This is a genomic window from Microbacterium sp. Root280D1 (assembly GCF_001428975.1).
GTDB lineage: Bacteria > Actinomycetota > Actinomycetes > Actinomycetales > Microbacteriaceae > Microbacterium.
The window spans coordinates 1,223,881-1,240,047 of the sequence record NZ_LMJK01000002.1; the positions used below are offsets into that span (position 1 = coordinate 1,223,881).

Annotated in this window: 15 protein-coding genes; 4 read left to right on the top strand and 11 right to left on the bottom strand. The window is 67.7% G+C overall.

Annotation, left to right across the window (positions count from 1 at the left end):
- Positions 1-80: 80 nt before the first annotated feature.
- Positions 81-1,913: an AMP-dependent synthetase/ligase gene (locus tag ASE34_RS12145; RefSeq protein ID WP_056278967.1), complete on the top strand. Its 1,833-nt coding sequence runs from the start codon at positions 81-83 to the stop codon at positions 1,911-1,913.
- A gap of 58 nt (positions 1,914-1,971) precedes the next feature.
- On the opposite strand, the gene def is transcribed toward ASE34_RS12145, so the two are convergent.
- From def to ASE34_RS12160, 3 genes are all read right to left on the bottom strand, one after another.
- Positions 1,972-2,463 carry a peptide deformylase gene (gene def / locus ASE34_RS12150; protein ID WP_056278968.1) on the bottom strand — a complete coding sequence of 164 codons (492 nt, stop codon included), beginning with the start codon at positions 2,461-2,463 and terminating at the stop codon, positions 1,972-1,974.
- Entirely contained in the window at positions 2,463-4,361 is a 1,899-nt protein-coding gene (locus ASE34_RS12155; RefSeq protein ID WP_056278969.1) for a MinD/ParA family protein, read from the bottom strand. The genes def and ASE34_RS12155 overlap by 1 nt, the downstream gene beginning before the upstream one ends.
- 66 nt (positions 4,362-4,427) lie before the next feature.
- A complete protein-coding gene (locus tag ASE34_RS12160; protein ID WP_056278970.1) occupies positions 4,428-7,835 on the bottom strand; it encodes a pyruvate carboxylase in 3,408 nt (1,135 codons plus the stop codon).
- A 94-nt stretch (positions 7,836-7,929) separates the two neighbouring features.
- Here ASE34_RS12160 and ASE34_RS12165 point away from each other — a divergent pair, with 94 nt between their 5' ends.
- Positions 7,930-8,742: a ParA family protein gene (locus ASE34_RS12165; RefSeq protein ID WP_053099164.1), complete on the top strand. Its 813-nt coding sequence runs from the start codon at positions 7,930-7,932 to the stop codon at positions 8,740-8,742.
- A gap of 93 nt (positions 8,743-8,835) precedes the next feature.
- Here the strand turns inward: ASE34_RS12165 and ASE34_RS12170 are convergent, their stop codons facing one another.
- From ASE34_RS12170 to ASE34_RS12180, 3 genes are all read right to left on the bottom strand, one after another.
- Positions 8,836-9,381 (bottom strand): MerR family transcriptional regulator, encoded by a 546-nt coding sequence (locus tag ASE34_RS12170; RefSeq protein ID WP_053096796.1) that lies wholly within the window; start codon positions 9,379-9,381, stop codon positions 8,836-8,838.
- Positions 9,382-9,480: 99 nt separating this feature from the next.
- Positions 9,481-10,167 carry a MerR family transcriptional regulator gene (locus tag ASE34_RS12175; RefSeq protein ID WP_056278971.1) on the bottom strand — a complete coding sequence of 229 codons (687 nt, stop codon included), beginning with the start codon at positions 10,165-10,167 and terminating at the stop codon, positions 9,481-9,483.
- Positions 10,167-10,652, bottom strand: a complete 486-nt coding sequence (locus tag ASE34_RS12180; protein WP_150115087.1) for an FHA domain-containing protein — start codon at positions 10,650-10,652, stop codon at positions 10,167-10,169. Before ASE34_RS12180 ends, ASE34_RS12175 begins: the two co-directional genes overlap by 1 nt.
- 99 nt (positions 10,653-10,751) lie before the next feature.
- On the opposite strand from ASE34_RS12180, the gene ASE34_RS12185 reads away from it, so the two are divergent.
- Both ASE34_RS12185 and lpdA read left to right on the top strand, forming a co-directional pair.
- On the top strand, positions 10,752-11,411 hold the full coding sequence (locus ASE34_RS12185; RefSeq protein WP_056278972.1) for a copper resistance protein CopC: 660 nt from the start codon (positions 10,752-10,754) through the stop codon (positions 11,409-11,411).
- A 9-nt stretch (positions 11,412-11,420) separates the two neighbouring features.
- Positions 11,421-12,818: a dihydrolipoyl dehydrogenase gene (gene lpdA, locus ASE34_RS12190; protein WP_056278973.1), complete on the top strand. Its 1,398-nt coding sequence runs from the start codon at positions 11,421-11,423 to the stop codon at positions 12,816-12,818.
- A gap of 56 nt (positions 12,819-12,874) precedes the next feature.
- Here lpdA and ASE34_RS12195 read toward each other — a convergent pair whose 3' ends face one another.
- From ASE34_RS12195 to ASE34_RS12215, 5 genes are read right to left on the bottom strand one after another with little or no spacing between them, the layout of a single operon-like run.
- Positions 12,875-13,594, bottom strand: a complete 720-nt coding sequence (locus tag ASE34_RS12195; protein ID WP_056278974.1) for a methyltransferase domain-containing protein — start codon at positions 13,592-13,594, stop codon at positions 12,875-12,877.
- The gene (locus ASE34_RS12200; RefSeq protein ID WP_230100706.1) at positions 13,591-14,745 is read right to left on the bottom strand and encodes a type III polyketide synthase; all 1,155 of its coding nucleotides are present in this window, start codon (positions 14,743-14,745) and stop codon (positions 13,591-13,593) included. The genes ASE34_RS12195 and ASE34_RS12200 overlap by 4 nt, the downstream gene beginning before the upstream one ends.
- 54 nt (positions 14,746-14,799) lie before the next feature.
- Positions 14,800-15,444, bottom strand: coding sequence for a CYTH domain-containing protein (locus ASE34_RS12205; protein WP_056278975.1), 645 nt, complete (start codon positions 15,442-15,444; stop codon positions 14,800-14,802).
- Positions 15,437-15,649, bottom strand: coding sequence for a hypothetical protein (locus ASE34_RS12210; protein WP_042538484.1), 213 nt, complete (start codon positions 15,647-15,649; stop codon positions 15,437-15,439). Before ASE34_RS12210 ends, ASE34_RS12205 begins: the two co-directional genes overlap by 8 nt.
- 38 nt (positions 15,650-15,687) lie before the next feature.
- On the bottom strand, positions 15,688-16,158 hold the full coding sequence (locus tag ASE34_RS12215) for a prepilin peptidase (protein WP_056278976.1): 471 nt from the start codon (positions 16,156-16,158) through the stop codon (positions 15,688-15,690).
- Positions 16,159-16,167 lie beyond the last annotated feature (9 nt).

Genomic DNA, 16,167 nt, shown 5'->3' on the forward strand with positions numbered 1-16,167 from the left:
GTGTCACCTGATATGCGACCGAGTGTCATGCTCTAGACTCGTGTGCAACCCAGTGCCCGACCGGTACCGAAGGAGCTGCCGTGGTCCAGTTTGAAGTCCCCGCCGTCGTCCCCGCCGACCCAGACGCGAACATCGCCGACCTGCTGGCGAAGCGCGTCCAGGCGACTCCCGATCGCCCCCTCTTCGCAGTGCCCGATGGCGACGGATGGCGCGACATCACCGCAGCCGACTTCGAGACTGCGGTCATCGCGCTGGCCAAGGGCTTCGTCGCCGCGGGCATCCAGCCGGGTGAGAAGGTGGGCTTCCTCGCACGCACGACCTACGAGTGGACTCTCGTCGACTTCGCGCTGTTCTACGCCGGCGCCGTGATGGTCCCGATCTACGAGACCAGCTCTCCGTCGCAGATCCAGTGGATCCTCGAGGATTCCGGTGCCATCGCCCTCGTGGTCGAGTCACCGGAGCACTTCGCTCGGCTCGATGAGGTGCGCGGCGACCTCCCGCTGCTCCGCGAGGTGTGGCAGCTGCACCTCGGAGCGATCGATTCGCTGACCGCCCAGGGCGCATCCGTCACCGATGCCGAGATCGAGCGTCTCCGCAACATCGCCGTCGGTTCTGACATCGCCACCCTCATCTACACCTCGGGGTCGACCGGCCGCCCCAAGGGCTGCGTCCTCACGCACAGCAACTTCGTCGAGCTGTGCCGCAATTCCGCGACGGCACTCGACGCAGTGGTTCAGACACCGGGTTCCTCCACGCTGCTCTTCATCACGACAGCACACGTGTTCGCGCGCTTCATCTCGATCCTCAACATCCACGCCGGCGTGCGCACCGGACACCAGCCCGACACTCGACAGCTGCTGCCGGCGCTCGGGTCGTTCAAGCCGACCTACCTCCTCGCCGTGCCGCGCGTCTTCGAGAAGGTCTACAACTCCGCCGAGCAGAAGGCCGAGGCCGGTGGGAAGGGGAAGATCTTCCGCGCCGCCGCCGACGTCGCCATCCAGCACTCGAAGCTCGTCGAGGAGGGCAAGAGCATCCCGATCGGGACGAAGCTCAAGTTCGCACTCTTCAACAAGCTCGTCTACAGCAAGCTGCGTGAAGCCATGGGCGGCAGAGTCGTCTACGCGGTGTCGGGCTCCGCTCCCCTCGGTTCGCGTCTGGGCCACTTCTTCCACAGCCTCGGCGTCGTGATCCTCGAGGGATACGGTCTCACCGAGACGACTGCTCCGGCGACCGTGAACCTGGCCGACAAGTCGAAGATCGGCACCGTCGGCCCCGCGCTCCCCGGTGTGGGTGTGCGACTCGCGGACGACGGTGAGATCCAGGTCCGCGGCATCAACGTCTTCAAGGAGTACTGGAACAACCCCGAGGCGACCGCAGAGGCGTTCAGCGACGGCGGCTGGTTCCACACGGGCGACATCGGCAGCTTCGACTCCGAGGGCTTCCTGACCATCACCGGTCGCAAGAAGGAGATCATCGTCACGGCCGGCGGAAAGAACGTCGCGCCGGCCGCGCTGGAAGACCCGATCCGCGCGAATCCGATCATCGGACAGGTCGTCGTCGTCGGCGACCAGCGTCCGTTCATCTCCGCGCTCATCACGCTGGATCCCGAGATGCTGCCGACTTGGCTCGGCAACGCCGGCCTCCCGAAGGAGATGTCGCTCGCCGAGGCCGCCACGAACGATGCCGTCCGTGCCGAGATCCAGAAGGCGGTCGATGCCGCCAACGCGCGCGTGTCGCGCGCGGAGTCCATCCGCAAGTTCACCGTTCTCGACAGCGAATGGACCGAGGCCTCCGGTCACCTCACTCCGAAGCTGTCGATCAAGCGCAACGTGATCATGAGCGACTTCGCCGACGAGATCGCTGCCATCTACGACGAACCCGTCTCGACGACCAACGTCGCGATCGGCGGCTGAGGCTCGCGAGACAGCAGAAAGGCCCCGCTCCGGCGGGGCCTTTCTCAGTGTCCGGGGATCAGAACCAGGCGCTCTCTCTGACCTCGCGCATCGCACGCTTGCGGGTCTCGGCATCCAGCCTCGTGAGGTAGAGCTTCCCATCGAGGTGATCGGTCTCGTGCTGGAGCGCCTGCGCCAGCAGACCGCTTCCTTCGAGCACCACCGGCTCGCCGTCGAGGTCGATGCCCTCGACGCGGGCCCACGGGTGTCGCAGGGCGTCGTGCCACAGGCCGGGGACCGACAGGCACCCCTCCCCCGTGGGCACCGGCTCACCCCGGACCTCGGTCAGGACGGGATTGAGCACGTAGCCGATGTCACCGTCGATGTTGTAGCTGAAGGCGCGGAGCGCGACGCCGATCTGCGGAGCCGCGACACCGGCACGGCCAGGCAGCTCGACGGTGTCGATCAGATCGGCGACGAGCGCGCGCACCCCCTCGTCGATACGGTCGATCGGTGCGCAGACAGAGCGAAGCACGGGGTCTCCGAAGACCCGGATCTCACGGACCGCCATCAGGCGCCCTTCGCCCGCAGACCTTCGACGAGCAGCGCAGCCAGCTCCCGCGCCGCCACCCGTGTCTCAGGCTGGAGATTGGCGAAGACGATGGTCCCGCCCCCGGCGATCTGCGAGTCGTACGGCATCCGCACCACATGCTTCGCCCTCGTGCCGAAATGCGCTTCGAGCTCGTTGAGGCGCACCAGCGGGGCGCCGGGCGTCGACTGGTTCAGCACCACGACCGCCTCGCGGGCCTGCTCGGCGTACCCGTTGCTCTCGAGCCACGTCAGGGTCTCCGACGCCAGCCGCGCCTCATCGACGCTCAGCCCCGACACGATCACGATCTGATCGGCCAGATCGAGCGTGGCCGACATGACCGAGTGCACGATGCCTGTTCCGGTGTCCGTGAGCACGAGCGAGTAGTAGTGCGCGGCGACGCCTGCCACGTCGCGATAGTCGCTGTCGCTGAACGCCTCGGCGATCCGAGGATCCGAGTCGGACGCGAGCACGTCGAGGCGGGTGGCGTCTCGCGCGACGATCGCAGAGATGTCGTGATACCCCCTGACCTCGTCATGGATGCGAACGAGGTCGCGCACCGACTTGTTGTGGTGCGGCCGCACCACGCGCTCGGCGAGGGTGCCGCGGTCGGGGTTGGCATCGACCGCGATGACGCGATCGTCCCTGGCGTCGGCGAGGGCCATGCCCAGCAGAGCGGTGATCGTCGTCTTGCCGACTCCGCCCTTCCGCGACAGCACGGGGACGAACCGGGCTCCCCCGACGATCGGAGCGGCGATCCGCGCGCTCAGAGCCTTCCGCTCGCGGGCGCGGCGTCCGTCGCCGATGTTGATCCGACGCCCCGAGATGGCGTAGAGGAAGTGACTCCACGCCCCTTCGGGTTCGGGCTTGGTGAGACGGTGCGGATCGAGCAGTCGGTCGGCGGTGAGGAGGTCGGCGCTCTCGCGAGAGGAGTCGCCGAGGTCGTCCAGACGCTTCGACGAGAGCTGCACGTCGGCCCGGGTCGATCGAGTCGCGGGTGCCACGGCGTTCCTGGGCTTCTGTGCGTCCATTGCCGAAGTCTCCTTCTTGGCGAGAGATGATGCCGCCGACGCTCTCCTCGAGGTCGGCGCGGCGTCGAAGTCCGCCTTCGCCTTGGCGATGAACGCCGCGGCGGCAGCGGCCTCCTCCGCGGCGACGGCATCAGCAGGCGCTGCAGCCGGCTTCGCGGACGGAATGGCGCCGGCATCCGTGGCTGATGCAGTCACCGGAGTGCTTTCACGCGTGCGCCGGGGCTCGGGCTGAGCGTCCTGTTCGGTCTCCGACTGCGATTCGGTCGCGGGAGCGACCGCGGGCTCGGGCTCGGGCTCGGGCTCGATTTCACGCTCGATCTCAGACTCGACCTCAGATTCAGGCTCGGAGTCGACCTCAGGCTCGGGCTCGGGCTCGGGCTCGGGCTCGACCTCAGGCTCAGGCTCGGGCTCGACCTCAGGCTCAACTTCGAGCTCAGGCTCAGGCTCAAGCTCGACTGCGGACTCAGGCTCGACCTCAGACTCAGGCTCTACCGCAGGCTCAGGCTCCGCCTGGGGCTCTGCTTCCGCCTCGACTTCGGGGCGCTGGATCTCTTCCTTCGCGGGCTCCGGCGGCAGCTCGATGATCATCGGCGCCGCACCGAGCGGTGCCGGTGCGATCTCCGCCGCAGCCTTCGCCGCGGCGACGGGCTCGTCGACGATCAGATCCGCGACGACCTCGCCCTCGATGACGCCGTCGTCTTCCAGGTCGTCGTCATCGTCCGTCGGCAACACCACGCTCACCTGCGCGGTGCCGAGGATCCCGATCGCCGAGGTGTCCAACGACGTCGCGTCGTCGAGGACCCCTCTGGACTCATCGTCCGGGTTGTCTGCCACGTTCTTCGGGGTCACTGTGTCACTCCAAGCTTGTGCGGGCCTCGGGTGCGTTTCGTCGAACGCGGCCTCGCCCGCACAAGATTAGTGCGCCGGGCGGATCACGACCAAAAGATCGCCGGCCTCGACCTGTTGCGTCGCACCGATCGCGAGCCGCTCGACCACACCGTCGACGGGGGCCGTGATGGCGGCCTCCATCTTCATCGCCTCGATGGATGCGACCGGTTCGCCGGCGCGCACCGAGTCACCGACTTCCGATTTGAGCGTCACGACGCCCGAGAACGGTGCGGCCACCTGACCGGGCACCGAGGTGTCGGCCTTCTCGATCTCGTGCACGTCCACTGCCACCGATCTGTCGCGCACGAACACCGGTCGCAGCTGACCGTTGAGCGTCGTCATGACGGTGCGCATGCCCTTGTCGTCCGCATCGCCGATGGCTTCGAGCCCCACGTACAGCTGGACGCCGCGATCGATCTCGACGACGTGCTCCTGCCCCTGGACGAGACCGTAGAGGTAGTCGGCCGTGTCGAGCACCGAGAGATCGCCGAACACGTCGCGTCGCTCGGTGAACTCGCGCATCGGCGCGGGGAACAGCAGCGTGTTCAGTCTCGCCCGACGGGTCGCACCGTCACCTGCGAGGGCCGCCTCATCGTCGGCCGAGATCTCCGTCATGCCTGTGCGCACCGACCGTCCCGCCAGAACCTTGGTGCGGAAGGGCTCGGGCCATCCGCCCGGGAGGTCGCCGAGTTCACCCGCCATGAACCCGACGACGGAGTCGGGCACGTCGTACTTCTCGGGATTCGCCTCGAAATCGGCGGGGTCCGCCTTCACCGCTGCCAGGTGCAGCGCGAGATCGCCGACCACCTTCGACGAGGGGGTCACCTTGGGAACCCGGCCGAGGATCCGATCGGCGGCGGCGTACATGTCCTCGATCAGCTCGAAGTCCTCTGCGAGGCCGAGCGCCTTCGCCTGCTGACGCAGGTTCGACAGCTGGCCGCCCGGGATCTCGTGGTGGTAGACCCGGCCTGTGGGGCCCGGAAGTCCGGATTCGAACGGCGCGTACATCCGGCGGACCGCCTCCCAGTACGGCTCGAGGTTCGAGACGCTGTCGAGAGAGATGCCGCTGTCCCGATCCGTGTGCGCGAGCGCGGCGACGAGAGAAGAGAGCGAGGGCTGGCTGGTCGTGCCGGAAAGCGGAGCGGATGCCGCGTCGACCGCATCCACACCCGCCGCGCTGGCGGCGAGCAGGGTGGCGAGCTGTCCGCCGGGGGTGTCGTGCGTGTGCAGATGCACGGGCAGATCGAAGCGCTCGCGCAGCGCGGTGACGAGTTTCGCCGCCGCCGCAGGACGCAGAAGGCCCGCCATGTCCTTGATCGCCAGGATGTGCGCGCCGGCCCCGACGATCTGCTCGGCGAGATTCAGGTAGTAGTCGAGGGTGTACAGGTCCTCGGCCGGGTTCAGCAGGTCGCCGGTGTAGCAGAGCGCCACCTCGGCTATGGCCGTACCCGTGTTCCGCACCGCGTCGATCGCTGGGCGCATCTGCTCGATGTCGTTGAGGGCATCGAAGATCCGGAAGATGTCGACCCCGCTCGCCGCCGCCTCCTTCACGAACGCTTCGGTGACCGCCGTCGGGTAGGGCGTGTAGCCCACGGTGTTGCGTCCCCGGAGAAGCATCTGGATCGCGACGTTCGGAAGGGCGGCCCGCAGCTTGTCGAGACGCTCCCAGGGGTCTTCGCCCAGGAAGCGCAGAGCGACGTCGTAGGTGGCACCTCCCCAGGCCTCGACCGAGAACAGCTCCGGCGTCAGCCTGGCGATGTGCGGTGCGACCGCGACGAGATCCCTCGTGCGCACCCGGGTGGCCAGGAGCGACTGGTGCGCATCACGGAAGGTCGTGTCCGTGATGGCGAGGGCACTCTGCGCGCGGAGGCTCTTCGCGAAGCCCTCCGGTCCCAACTCGAGCAGGCGCTGCCGTGAACCGGATGCCGGGGTGGCGGACAGGTCCACGGCCGGAAGCTTGGCCCGCGGATCCAACGAGCCGGGGTGGATGCCGTGGGGCTTGTTGACCGTCACGTCCACCAGCCAGTTCAGGATCCGGGTACCGCGATCCTTCGACTCGCGTCCGCGCAGCAGGTCGGGACGCTCGTCGATGAAGGACGTGCTCACGTCGCCGGCGATGAACGCGTCATCCTCGAGCAGCGCCTGCAGGAACGGGATGTTCGTCGAGACGCCGCGGATGCGGAATTCCGCCAGCGCGCGCCGCGCGCGCGCCACGGCAGCAGGGTAGTCGCGACCACGGCAGGTCAGCTTCGCGAGCATCGAGTCGAAGTGCGGACTGATCTGCGCGCCCTGATGGACGGTGCCGCCGTCGAGCCGGATCCCTGCGCCACCCGGTGAGCGGTATGTGGTGATCTTGCCGGTGTCGGGACGGAACCCCTGAGTGGGATCCTCCGTCGTGATGCGGCACTGCAGCGCAGCTCCCCGCACATGGAGATCCTTCTGCTCGAGACCGAGCTCCGCGAGCGTCTGTCCGGCCGCGATGCGCATCTGACTCTGCACGAGATCGACGTCGGTCACCTCCTCGGTGACCGTGTGCTCGACCTGGATGCGCGGATTCATCTCGATGAAGACGACCTCGCCGGTGCGCTCCCCCGCGGTCTCGAGCAGGAACTCGACCGTTCCCGCGTTCTCGTATCCGATGGAACGGGCGAACGCGACGGCGTAGCCGTGCAGCGCGGTGCGGATGCCGTCGTCGAGGTTCGGTGCCGGGGCGATCTCCACCACCTTCTGGTGACGGCGCTGCACGGAGCAGTCCCGCTCGAAGAGGTGCACGGTCTCGCCCGTCTTGTCGGCGAGGATCTGCACTTCGATGTGCCGAGGACGAAGGACAGCCTGCTCGAGGAACATCCTCGGATCGCCGAACGCGCTGGCGGCCTCGCGCATGGCCTCTGCGAGTGCCGGAGCGAGCTCACCTGCGGACTCGACGCGTCGCATGCCGCGTCCGCCACCGCCGGCGACGGCCTTCGCGAACAGCGGGAAGCCGATCTCAGCGGCCTGGGCGACGAGTGCATCGATGTCATCGGACGCCTCCGTCGAACGGAGCACCGGAACGCCGGCCTCGATGGCATGACGCTTGGCCTCGACCTTGTTGCCCGCCATCTCGAGGACCTTCGCAGGGGGCCCGATGAAGACGATGCCGTTGGCGGCGGCCTTCTCGGCCAGCTCCGGGTTCTCCGAGAGGAAGCCGTATCCGGGGTAGATCGCATCTGCTCCGGCATCCCTCGCGACGCGGATGATCTCATCGACGTCGAGGTAGGCGCGCACCGGATGACCGCGTTCGCCGATCTCGTAGGCCTCGTCGGCTTTGAGCCGATGGACCGAACCACGGTCCTCGTGCGGGAACACCGCCACAGTCCTGGCCCCGACTTCGAAAGCCGCACGGAAGGCACGGATCGCGATCTCGCCGCGGTTCGCCACAAGGATCTTCTGGAACATGCACACCTCTGGGAGCTCGATACGCATCGGAATACGGCGCGCATGGGGCGGGGCTGAGTGTGCACCCAGCCTAGGGGAAGGTAACGTGGTGTTCGTGCACGTACTCAGCGTCAGCTCTCTCAAGGGAGGCGTCGGCAAGACGACCGTGACACTCGGCCTGGCCTCAGCAGCCTTCGCCCGTGGTGTCCGAACGCTCGTCGTCGACCTCGACCCACAGTCCGATGTGTCCACCGGGATGGACATCCAGGTGGCAGGTCGGCTCAACATCGCCGATGTCCTGGCGAACCCGAAGGAGAAGGTCGTCCGTCAGGCGATCACCTCGAGCGGCTGGGCGAAGGTGCACCCCGGGACCATCGACGTGCTGATCGGCAGTCCGTCCGCGATCAACTTCGACGGCCCGCACCCGAGCGTGCGCGACGTCTGGAAGCTCGAAGAGGCGCTCGCTGCCGTCGAGGCCGATTACGACCTCGTCCTCATCGACTGCGCCCCGTCGCTGAACGCCCTCACCCGCACCGCGTGGGCAGCGAGCGATCGGGTGATGGTCGTCACAGAGCCCGGGCTCTTCTCCGTGGCTGCGGCCGACCGCGCGCTGCGCGCGATCGAAGAGATCCGTCGCGGCCTCTCCCCCCGACTCCAGCCTCTCGGCATCGTCGTGAACCGGGTGCGCCCCCAGTCGATCGAGCATCAGTTCCGCATCAAGGAGCTGCGCGACATGTTCGGTCCGCTCGTGCTCTCCCCCCAGCTTCCCGAGCGCACCTCGCTGCAGCAGGCTCAGGGAGCAGCCAAGCCGCTCCACATCTGGCCGGGCGACTCGGCCCAGGAGCTCGCTTCCGACTTCGATCAGCTGCTCGACCGGATCATCCGCACCGGCCGGATCCAGGTCGCCGACTCGGGCGTGCAGGCCTGACTCACCCCGGACAGCAGAACGGCCATCCTCTCGCGAGGGTGGCCGTTTCTTCGTGTCGCGCGACTCTGCTCGCGGGACTTCGGTGGCGAATGCTCAGGCGGAACGCTTCGAGCGCCGTGCCGACAGCTCGTCGACCGGGTCGGGCACTGTCGCATCGAACTCGACGAGCGTCGACTCGACCTCGCGGAGGACCTTGCCCACAGCGATGCCGAACACTCCCTGACCGCGACTGACCAGGTCGATGACCTCGTCGTTCGAGGTGCACAGGTAGACGGAGGCTCCGTCGCTCATCAGCGTCGTTCCTGCGAGATCGCGGATGCCGGCGCGGCGGAGTTCATCGACCGCCGTGCGGATCTGCTGCAGCGAGATGCCGGTGTCGAGAAGGCTCTTCACGAGCTTGAGCACGAGGATGTCGCGGAAGCCGTAGAGACGCTGCGACCCGGAACCGCTGGCGCCGCGCACCGTGGGCTCCACCAGCTCGGTGCGAGCCCAGTAGTCCAGTTGCCGGTAGGTGATGCCGGCCGCCCGCGCCGCTACCGCACCGCGGTAGCCGACCTCGTCGTCCATCGCCGGCAGACCGTCGGTGAAGAGGAGTTCCGGCACGAACCGCGGGTCGCCTGCACGCTCATCCGCATTCATTTGAAATCCTCCCTGGAGCTGTTACCTCCACGCTAGAGCAGGCCTCCGGCACCGGCAATGACATCCGTGGGACACCGAAGGTGTGTCGCAATCAGTTCGTTACGAAAGCAACCTGGTGAGCGCGTCCTTGACGAAGAGCGAGCGCACCTCGTCGATCTTCGAGGCGAGGCTCGGTGCCATCTCACTCGCCTTCGCCCTCGACGCGGCGTCCGTACGACGCAGCAGAGACGACATCGCAGACTCGATCAGCGCGACCTCTCGCTCGGCACCCTGCCTCAGCGAGCGCAGGTGGCGGGGCTCGATGCCGTGGCGATCGAGGGCGACCAGGCCGCGAAGCAGCGTGACGGTCGACTCGGGGTAGCTCTCCTGCGCGACGATCACGCCGGTGCTGATCGCGTCGTTGAGAAGCTGGGGGCCCGCGCCTGCTGCCGACAGCAGCTCTCCTCGGCGGTAGCGCCGGGGAGTGGGCGCGATCGAGGGCGGCGGAGCCAGGGTCGCGGATTCACCGTTCGCCTCTGCCTCGTCGAGCTGCTCGCGGATGATGCTGAGCGGCAGGTAGTGGTCGCGCTGCAGCGTGAGACCGAGACGCAGCCGCTCGATGTCGGCCTGCGAGAACTTGCGGTAGCCGGACTCCGTGCGCGACGGGCTGACGATCCCCTGCACCTCGAGGAAACGGAGCTTGCTGGAGGTGAGCTCGGGAAACTCGGGCGTGAGCCGGGCCAGCACCTGCCCGATGCTCAGAAGGCCCGCGGACGCTGAGCGTTCGCGGGCGGGGGAAGCCGCCATCAGTCGATCGCCGCGACGCGATCGACGGGAGAGGCGAAGAAGTTCAACCGGAACTTGCCGACGCGAAGCTCGGTGCCGTCGACCAGCGGACTGCGGTCGACGCGCTCACCGTTCACATACGTGCCGTTGAGCGAACGCTGGTCGATGATCTCGAACGTCGATCCGTTGCGAGTCACTTCCGCATGACGGCGCGAGACGGTCACGTCGTCGAAGAAGATGTCGGCTTCGGGGTGGCGCCCCACAGTCGTCACATCGGTGTCGAGAAGGTAGCGGGCCCCCGCAAGAGCTCCGGAGCGCACGAGAAGCAGTGCGGAACCGGAGGGAAGGGCCGCGATGGCGCCCTGCTCCACGTCGGTGAGCTCCACGCCGAAAGGCACGAAGGAGAGGTCCGAGTCATGCCCGAACGTCTGCGTCACGTCGTGCCTCTGCTCGCCGGGACGGTGGATCGCGGCGTCTCCGCCCGATCGATTCTGGCTGTCTGTCACTATGCCCTCCTAGTCGTCCAGACTAACTGATCGGACGGCGCTCGCGGGAGCTCGCGTCACTATCAGGCACCGCATACCGACACTTCATAGGCTGATCACGTGAAAACCACAGCCCGTCGCCTCCCCGCAGCTCCGATCGCCCTTGCGGCCGCCCTCCTGACCGCATTCCTCGTGCTGTTCGCACCTCTCTCCGCCTCGGCCCACGACAGCCTGCTCGCCTCCTCCCCCGAGGCCGACAGCACGGTCGACACGCTTCCCACCGAATTGACGCTCACCTTCAGCGCGAAGCTCATCGACGAGACCGGCGCGACCGAGGTCGTCGTGACGGATCCGTCCGGCAACTCGGTCACCGACGGAGCCGCCACGGTCGAGGGGGCGATCGTCACTCAGCCGCTCGCCGCCGAGGCCCCAGCCGGCGGCTATCACGTGATCTGGAAGGTCGTGTCGAGCGACGGCCATCCGACCTCGGGAGAGTTCGACTTCACGGTCACGAACAGCACGGAGGCCGCGCCCACCTCGGAGCCCAGCTCCGAGCCCACTGCCAGCGCCACCGCAGCACCCGAGCCGGCTGCGACCGCGGGCCCCGGGACGGACGCCACCCCGGCCCCCGAGAGCGACGACTCAGCGGCGCCGATGACGATGATCTGGGTGCTCTCGATCGTCGGCGTCCTCGTGATCGTCGGCATCGTCGTCTGGCTCGTCGTCCGCGGTCGTCGCGACCCGGCATCCGCCGATTCCGACCTCTCCCCGGAGCGATAGGCTTAAGGCATGCCACATTACGATGTCGTCATCCTCGGTGCAGGTCCTGGCGGATACGTCGCTGCGGTTCGCAGCGCGCAGCTCGGTCTGTCCACCGCCATCATCGAAGAGAAGTACTGGGGCGGTGTGTGCCTCAACGTGGGCTGCATCCCCTCCAAGGCTCTTCTGAAGAACGCGGAGCTCGCGCACACGCTCAACCACAAGGCCGACTTCTTCGGCATCTCGGGTGAGTTCACGATCGACTACGGCAAGGCGTTCGACCGCAGCCGCGTCGTCGCCGACGGTCGCGTCAAGGGCATCCACTTCCTGATGAAGAAGAACAAGGTGACCGAGTACGACGGTCGCGGCACCTTCACGGGCCCGAAGGCGATCTCGGTCGCGAAGTCCGACGGCTCGACCGAAGAAATCACTTTCGACAACGCGATCATCGCCACGGGCTCGAAGGTCCGACTTCTTCCGGGCGTCCAGCTCAGCGACAACGTCGTGACGTACGAAGAGCAGATCCTCTCGCGCGAGCTGCCGAAGTCCATCGTCATCGTGGGCGCCGGCGCCATCGGCATGGAGTTCGCGTATGTGATGACGAACTACGGCGTCAAGGTCACCATCATCGAGTTCCTCGACCGTGCCCTCCCCAACGAGGATGCCGACGTGTCGAAGGAGATCGCCAAGCAGTACAAGAACTACGGCGTCGACATCCTGACCTCCACCAAGGTCGAGTCCGTCGTGGACAACGGCTCGTCCGTCACCGTCTCCTACACCGGCAAGGACGGTCAGCAGAGTTCGATCGAGGCCGACAAGGTGCTCATGTCGGTCGGCTTCGCCCCCAACATCGAGGGCTTCGGTCTCGAGGCCACCGGCGTGAAGCTCACCGAGCGCGGCGCGATCGACATCGACGACCACATGCGCACGAACGTCGAGGGCATCTACGCGATCGGCGACGTCACCGCCAAGCTGCAGCTCGCCCATGTGGCCGAGGCGCAGGGCGTCGTGGCCGCAGAGACCATCGGCGGCGCGGAGACCCAGACGCTGGGCGACTACCGCATGATGCCGCGCGCGACGTTCTGCTCGCCGCAGGTCGCCTCGTTCGGTCTCACCGAGCAGCAGGCGAAGGACGAGGGACGCGAGATCAAGGTCGCGACGTTCCCGTTCATGGCCAACGGCAAGGCGCACGGACTCGGCGAGCCCGTCGGATTCGTCAAGCTGATCGCCGACGCCGAGCACCTCGAGCTCATCGGCGCCCACATGATCGGCCCCGACGTGTCGGAACTCCTGCCCGAGCTGACGCTGGCCCAGAAGTGGGACCTCACGGCCCTCGAGCTGGCTCGCAACGTGCACACGCACCCGACGCTCTCGGAGGCGCTGCAGGAGGGCTTCCACGGCCTCGCAGGTCACATGATCAACTTCTGATCACCGCGATCGACTCGAAGGCCCGGCACGCTCACGCGTGGCCGGGCCTTCGTGCGTCATGAGACCGCGTCGGCTCGCCTGCGCAGCTCCAGCCGCGAGGGGAGTCCGAAGTGCACGGTCCATCCGGACGGCGCGAGCGCGGCGAGTTCTCCCCTCGTGTACGAGCGACGGATGCTGATGAGGCCGTCCTCTCGGATGAACGAGCCCCGGAACAGCGTGCCCGCGAGGATCCACGTCGCGACGTCGTACAGCACGTAGGCGAGTCGAGTGCGGGCGATGTCGCGGTGCACCACGACACCGCCGCTGCCGACGAGCGCCTCGGAGTCCCGCAGCAGGCCGTCGAGCTCCGCCCCGGTGAGGTGGTGCAGCACGTGATTCGAGAAGACCACGTCGAACTGCTCGCCCTCCGCCACGAGGTCTGACGAGAAGGCGCAGCGATATGCGATGCCGGCTCCTCCATCGTGCTCCGCCGCCCAGCGGATCGCCCGCTCGTCGGCGTCCAGCGCCGTGATCTCCACCTCGAGACCCGCTCGCCGCGCCCGCGCCGCGATCATCCGGCATACGTCTCCGCCACCCGCGCCGATGTCGAGGATGCGGATCGGGCCGCGGCGGGCGCGCGGCAGGATGTCCTGGCGATAGAGCAGTCGGGGTCGGGAGACGAGCGCGTTCACGAGACGGAAGCGCCGGTAGGTGCGCTCCAGCATCCCGATGTCCGCATGCGGGTCGTCCATGAGCTCGCGCGCCTCGGTGGCGCGTGTCGAGAGGTCGTGTCTCACGAGATGCCGGTGGTGACCGTCATCAGTGCGCTCTCGGCGGTCAGCCCAGGGCCGAAGGCCATCGCGGCGACGCGCGACCCGTCCCCCGCGCCGTCGTCGAGGATCCGCTTGATGACGAAGAGCACAGTGGCGCTCGACATGTTGCCGTTCTCGCGCAGCGTCTCCCGGGCCGGGAAGAGCTGATCGTCGCTGAGATTCAGTCGCTCCTGCACGCGGTCGAGGATGCTGCGTCCACCGGGGTGGATGGCCCAGTGCTCCACCCGCTCCCCCACACGCCCCTCGTCGAACGCGGCTGCGAGCTCGCCCTCGCGCGCGTACAGCGGACGGATCGCACCGATGATGGTCTCCCCGATGATCTGCGGCACCTTCGTCGACAGGATCATCTCGAAGCCGTGGTCGCCGATGGTCCAGGCCATGTCCTTCTCGCCCTCCGCGGCTATCGCCGTGTGGAAGCCGTCGAGACGCACCGCAGGAACAGGAGTGGCGAGGTCGCGTGCGGTGACGATGCCGGCGGCCGCCCCGTCGGCGAAGAGCGAGTTGGCGACGATGAGATCCGGGTCCTCCGACGAGCGAAGGTGCACGGTGCACAGCTCGACGCTGACCACGAGCACCACGGCCGTGGGGTCGGCTGCGCAGAACTGGCTCGCCGCACGGAGCGCCGGCAGCGAGGCGTAGCAGCCCATGAATCCGAGGTGATAGCGCTGCACGCTGTCGGACAGCCCCAGTCCGCGCACGATCTCGTACTCGGGGCCCGGCGCGTGGAAGCCCGTGCAGGATGCGGTGATGACGTGCGTGACGTCTGCGGCGACGATGTCGGGGTCTGCGTCCAAGGCGCTGCGCGCCACCTCCACGAAGAGACGCGACGCCTCGCGCGTATAGAGGTCGTTGCGGGCTGCGGTGCCCGGCGACTGCAGGCGGCCCGTCTCACGGTCGAAGAACATCTTGTCGTCCGTGCCGGCCGCGGGCGAGAGTTCTCGGATGACGGTGTGGCGGGTGTCGATGCCCGAGCCGTTGAACGACGCCCCGATGATCCGCTGGGCGAGGCGTCCGACATCGGGCTGCGAGGCGAAGATGTCGCGCACCTCGTGCTGCTCGATGACGGTGTCGGGAACGATCGTCCGCAATGAGCGGAGCACGGCAGCGCGGGTCATGTCTGTCACTCAAGCATGACCGCGCGCCAGCACGGAAGGGGCTTGCATCGGGCGTCAGAAACCCAGAGCACGCGCGAGCTTCGAGCCGGATGACGCGTCGCGACCCCCGGCATCGGAGACGACCCGCTCCACGGCGTCGAAGAGGGCTGCTCGCCCCGCCGCATCGGCAGGCGCGGCGGGGCCGAGCTCGAACTCCCACTCCCGCCATTCCCGCTGCACGTCGTGTCGGAGATCGGTCGCGCGAACGCGGTCATCGACGAACTCGGCGACGACTCCGGCCGTCCCGGTGAGCAGGTACGCCGTGCGGGTGTTCTCGATCCGCGCGAGGGGTGTGAGCGGCGCCGTCGCCCATCGCGAGATGGTCTCGGTCACGGCATCCGGGATGCTGTCGTCTTCGCCCAGGGGCCAGCCGATCTCGAGGCGACCGTCACCTTCTCGCGGTCCCTTGATGTGCCATCCGGCATCGGGGCCGCCGGTGCGGCGACGAAGGGCTACCCCTGCACGGGAGAGCCGTGCATCGACGGTGTCGAAGTAGCGAGCGTCGAGCTCGCGCACCTCTCCGGACGACACGGCATCCACTCCGGGGATCCCCACCCACACCGGAAGGGGCGTGGAGTCATCGACGTCGTACTTGCGCTCGACCTCGACGACCCTGGAGGGCTCGGAGCCAGACGGCGACTCGCTGGGGTGCTCAGTCATCCGACGGGCTGATGTCCTCGAGGGATTCGTCGTACCAGTAGTCGATCTCGGTGGGACCGTCGGTGTCGCCGGTGTTCTGCGCGTCACCGCGCCGGTTGTACACCACCTGGGTCTCGCTGTAGGGGACGATCAGCTTGTCGTCCGCGTCGCCGAGAGGAATGATCTGCCCGTCGAGCGGGCCGCCGTGAAGTCGTGCGAGTGCCATGTCCTCACCCTATCGCCGACGGCACCCTGCACGGCGCCTCACTCCATCAGGATGCCGAGGAGCGCGCCGATGATCATCCACGGTCCGAAGGCGATCCGCGTGGAGCCGTCCGCCCTGCGGAGCATCATCAGCGAGAGGGAGAACACGGCGCCGAGCACGAAGGCGGATGCTGCTCCCACGGCGAGCGCCTGCCAGCTGTGCCATCCGAGGACCAGACCGATGACGGCGGCGAGCTTGACATCGCCTCCGCCCATGCCGTCCCGGCTGAGCAGACGGAGCGCCGCGTAGAAGCCGCCGAGGATCAGCAACCCGGATACGGCCCTGACCAATGGGGCGCTCTGGCCGACCGTGATGGCGTCGACGACTCCGAGCACGATGAGCGCCGCGAGGGTGGGGAGCACGATCCGGTTCGGCAGCCGATGCGTGCGGATGTCGACGGCGACGAGTCGGCAGGCGATCGCGAACAGGGCCAGATGAACGGTCACGACGGCCACAGTACGGAGATCCATGCCCGCAGG

Bases quoted from the DNA above. Each gene is read 5' to 3' on its own strand.
- ASE34_RS12160 (WP_056278970.1), bottom strand. From the start codon at position 7,835: ATGTTCCAGAAGATCCTTGTGGCGAACCGCGGCGAGATCGCGATCCGT.
- ASE34_RS12210 (WP_042538484.1), bottom strand. From the start codon at position 15,649: ATGGCACTCGCACGACTTCACGGCGGCCCGCTCGACGGGCAGATCATT.
- ASE34_RS12215 (WP_056278976.1), bottom strand. From the start codon at position 16,158: ATGGATCTCCGTACTGTGGCCGTCGTGACCGTTCATCTGGCCCTGTTC.
- lpdA (WP_056278973.1), top strand. From the start codon at position 11,421: ATGCCACATTACGATGTCGTCATCCTCGGTGCAGGTCCTGGCGGATAC.
- def (WP_056278968.1), bottom strand. From the start codon at position 2,463: ATGGCGGTCCGTGAGATCCGGGTCTTCGGAGACCCCGTGCTTCGCTCT.
- ASE34_RS12205 (WP_056278975.1), bottom strand. From the start codon at position 15,444: ATGACTGAGCACCCCAGCGAGTCGCCGTCTGGCTCCGAGCCCTCCAGG.
- ASE34_RS12175 (WP_056278971.1), bottom strand. From the start codon at position 10,167: ATGGCGGCTTCCCCCGCCCGCGAACGCTCAGCGTCCGCGGGCCTTCTG.
- ASE34_RS12200 (WP_230100706.1), bottom strand. From the start codon at position 14,745: ATGACCCGCGCTGCCGTGCTCCGCTCATTGCGGACGATCGTTCCCGAC.
- ASE34_RS12170 (WP_053096796.1), bottom strand. From the start codon at position 9,381: ATGAATGCGGATGAGCGTGCAGGCGACCCGCGGTTCGTGCCGGAACTC.